At 62.4% G+C, this 3,418-nt stretch carries 3 protein-coding genes and 2 pseudogenes; all 5 read left to right on the top strand.

The genetic code is table 11. From position 1 onward, the window contains the following. Positions 1-339 (top strand): annotated as a pseudogene (locus EOA27_RS28310) (penicillin-binding protein); the annotation flags it as partial. A 126-nt stretch (positions 340-465) separates the two neighbouring features. Further along, positions 466-1,597 (top strand): peptide chain release factor 2 gene (gene prfB, locus EOA27_RS28305; protein ID WP_127257785.1). Its coding sequence is split into 2 segments (ribosomal slippage): positions 466-531 and positions 533-1,597, totalling 1,131 coding nucleotides; the frame shifts between segments, so codons are not numbered across the junction. Positions 1,598-1,765: 168 nt separating this feature from the next. Next, a pseudogene (locus EOA27_RS28300) lies at positions 1,766-2,168 on the top strand (GFA family protein). Between the two features lie 296 nt (positions 2,169-2,464). Continuing rightward, complete coding sequence (locus tag EOA27_RS28295; RefSeq protein WP_126064673.1) at positions 2,465-2,842, top strand: hypothetical protein; 378 nt, start codon at positions 2,465-2,467, stop codon at positions 2,840-2,842. A gap of 163 nt (positions 2,843-3,005) precedes the next feature. Continuing rightward, the gene (locus EOA27_RS28290) at positions 3,006-3,374 is read left to right on the top strand and encodes a GFA family protein (protein ID WP_071036034.1); all 369 of its coding nucleotides are present in this window, start codon (positions 3,006-3,008) and stop codon (positions 3,372-3,374) included. Positions 3,375-3,418 lie beyond the last annotated feature (44 nt).

Below are 3,418 nucleotides of genomic sequence, written 5' to 3'. Positions count from 1 at the left end.
GGCTACGACACGCCGCGCGGCCTCGGCAAGGGCGCCACGGGCGGCGGTCTCGCCGCGCCGATCTTCAAGGATTTCATGCGTGTGGCGCTGGACGGCAAGCCGAACACCGACTTCCAGGTTCCGGACGGCATGAAGCTCATTGCCATCAACCGCAAGACCGGCATGCGCGCCGCCGAAGGCGATCCCAACACCATCGTCGAGGCGTTCAAGCCCGGCACCGGTCCGGCCGACAGCTACTGGGTGATCGGCATGGGCGCGGATGGCTCCAACGGCTCGGGCGGCGCGCTGTCGCCGCAGGCCAACCAGGCCATCCAGGACGGCGGCGGCGGGCTCTACTGATCTCCTGCAATCCGGAATGGGCCGGCGCGAAACCGTCGGCCCATTTCGCTTTACAGGCGGCGATGCCGTGCCTATGTATCGCGCCTATTCCGAAAAGACCGAAAAGACAGGACCGAACGAAGAGCCATGCGCGCGGAAACGCTCAACATTGTCGACGAAATCAGGCAGGCGATAACCCTGCTGAGGAGGCATCTTTGACTGGGATCAGGCTGTAAAGCGGCTTGAGTACCTGAATTCGCGCGCCGAGGATTCCAGCCTCTGGAATGATCCGATCGAAGCGCAGAAGCTGATGCGGGAGCGCCAGGAGCTCGAGGACGGTATCGCCGCCGTCAAGGGGCTGACCCAGGCGCTGGAAGACAATATCGGCCTGATCGAGCTCGGCGAGGAAGAGGGCGACGACGGCATCATCGCGGAAGCGGAGGCTGCGCTGCGCTCGATGCAGGGCGAGGCGAAGGCTCGGCAGGTCGAGACGCTGCTCTCCGGCGAAGCCGACGCCAACGACACCTATCTCGAAATCCATGCCGGCGCGGGCGGCACCGAAAGCCAGGACTGGGCCTCGATGCTTCTGCGCATGTACACGCGCTGGGCCGAGCGCCGCCGCTTCAAGGTCGAGGTGCTGGAAGTCCATGACGGCGAGGAGGCGGGCATCAAGTCCGCCACCGTGCTGATCAAGGGCCACAACGCCTATGGCTGGCTGAAAACGGAATCCGGCGTCCACCGCCTGGTGCGCATCTCGCCGTACGACAGCAATGCGCGGTGCCACACCTCCTTCGCCAGCGTCTGGGTTTATCCGGTCATCGACGACTCGATCGAGATCAATGTTTCCGAATCCGACGTGCGCATCGACACCTATCGTTCCTCGGGCTCGGGCGGCCAGCACGTCAACACCACCGACTCGGCGGTCCGCATCACCCATCTCGCGACCGGCATAGCGGTCGCCTGCCAGGCCGAGCGCTCGCAGCACAAGAACCGCGCCAAGGCCTGGGAAATGCTGCGCTCGCGCCTCTACGAGGAAGAGCTGAAGAAGCGCGAGGCGGTCGCCAACGCCACGGAGGCGTCGAAGAGCGACATCGGCTGGGGCCACCAGATCCGCTCTTACGTGCTGCAGCCCTATCAGCTCGTGAAGGATCTGCGCACCGGCGTCGAAAGCACCTCGCCGTCGAGCGTGCTCGACGGCGACCTCGACGAGTTCATGGAAGCTTCGCTCTCGCATCGCATCGAGGGTGGTGCAGGCGAAGCGGTGGCGGACCTGGATTAGGATATGCCCATATTCAGGTGAGGCCGGCCTGCGAACGGCGATTTCCTGCGCTTCCGGTGCTCACGTACCTTAAGTACGCTCCGCTCCGGTTCTTGAAAACCGCTATTCTCGGCTCAGCCTAACCTGAATCTGGGCATATGCTGCCGTTGCGCAAAGGAAGAAAAGCCGGTGACGCGCAAACTTACCGGAAAATGCTTCTGCGGCACCGTCCACTATGAAGTGGCGGACGAATTCGTCTATGCCGCGAACTGTCACTGCTCCAACTGCCGGCGCACGACGGGGGCGGCGTTCAAGCCCTTCGCCGGCATCGAGCGCGGCAAGTTCCGTCTCACCGCGGGCGACCAGGCTGCTGATTTTCGGCGACGAGAGCGGCCATGACGCGCATTGCGGCCGCTGCGGCTCGCTCGTCTATTCATTGGTCCGCGAAGGCGCCTATGTCCATGTCGCCATGGGGACGCTGATGGACGATCCAGGCATTCGCCCGAGCGCACATATCTTCGTCGGTTCAAAGGCGCCGTGGTTCACGATTACAGACGATCTGCCGCAATATCGTGAACACGCCGACGGCTGAAGGTCGGAACTTCCTTTGGAGGAACTTCGTTCTTAGGCACCCTGGGCGCAGGCCGTTGTCTGGAGTTGCCACCCAGGTCTGCGCATCCTTTCCGTCGCCGAAGCTTGAAACCGGCGCGTCGCCATGGCGCGCCCACTTCTTGCGCTGGCTATGGAATCAGCTCAGCATCCGAGCTGTGGGATAGAAGCATTTATGGCCGGACGCGGCATAAACTGCGACCGACGATCCGGCCACTGGGAAGACACGTTCCGGGAACGGGCAAGCTGAAACGCTTGATGCTCGAAAGGAACGTTTCGATGTCTGCTGCCACATCAAGATCGGCCCAAGCCGCTCGACCGGCTGGCCGACTGTTGTTCTCCCTCTTCGCTGTTGGAGCTGTCTCGGTGCTGACGCCGCCGGCCATCGCGCACGACGCCCAGCCTACGGCGGCCGTGCCACAAGGCTGGAAATACCCCTTTGCCTGCTGTGCCAACTTCGATTGCAAGGAAGTGCCGCAGTCATCGATCAGCGAGCGGCCCGAAGGCTATGTCATAAAAGGCACGGGCGAGGTGGTGGCCTACAGCGACAAGCGGATCAAGAATTCGCCCGACGGCGAATATCACTGGTGCGCGCATCAGGCTGGGCTCGACGCCGGCAAGACCATCTGCCTGTTCGTCCCGCCGCCCTCTTACTAGCCTTCGAGCACGCCAACATCTCTGCTGAAGCTGCTGCCAGACAGTTGTCAGGACGGCTTCTTTATGTTGCCTTGCCACGAAGCAATTCCCAGGAAAAGTGCGAAGCGGTTTTCCGTTCGGAATTGCGTGCAATGCGGGCGGCGGACAACGGAGAGGTGAGTTCATGACCATCAAAGGCAGCTGCCATTGCAAGGCGACAACCTTCGAGGTTGCCGAGGCGCCGCAGACGGTGACGCAATGCACATGCTCGTTCTGCTCGAAGCGCGGGTCGCTGTGGGCCTACTATGTCCCGTCGCAATTCAAGCTCACGAGCCCGCCGGAGAACGTCTCCTTCTATCGCTGGGGCTCGAAGACCGTGAAGCATGGTTTCTGCGCCATTTGCGGTTGCGGCACCTTCACTGAGACGCCTGACTGGTCGACCGGGAAGCCGGATTTCGACAACCCGAAGATCAGCGTCAATTCGCGCCTGTTCGACGATTTCGACCTGGACAAGGTCGAGGTGGTGGTCATCGACGGCAAGAATCTGTGGTAGAGGCGAAGCGGGAACGGCTAGCGGGTTTTGCGGCCGCATTCCCG

Origin of the sequence: Mesorhizobium sp. M2A.F.Ca.ET.037.01.1.1 (assembly GCF_003998075.1) — a bacterium.
Lineage (GTDB): Bacteria > Pseudomonadota > Alphaproteobacteria > Rhizobiales > Rhizobiaceae > Mesorhizobium.
This window is presented reverse-complemented; position numbering and strand designations above follow the sequence as displayed.

Excerpts from the sequence above, each read along its gene's own strand:
- EOA27_RS28295 (WP_126064673.1), top strand. The coding sequence starts at position 2,465 with ATGTCTGCTGCCACATCAAGATCGGCCCAAGCCGCTCGACCGGCTGGC.
- EOA27_RS28290 (WP_071036034.1), top strand. The coding sequence starts at position 3,006 with ATGACCATCAAAGGCAGCTGCCATTGCAAGGCGACAACCTTCGAGGTT.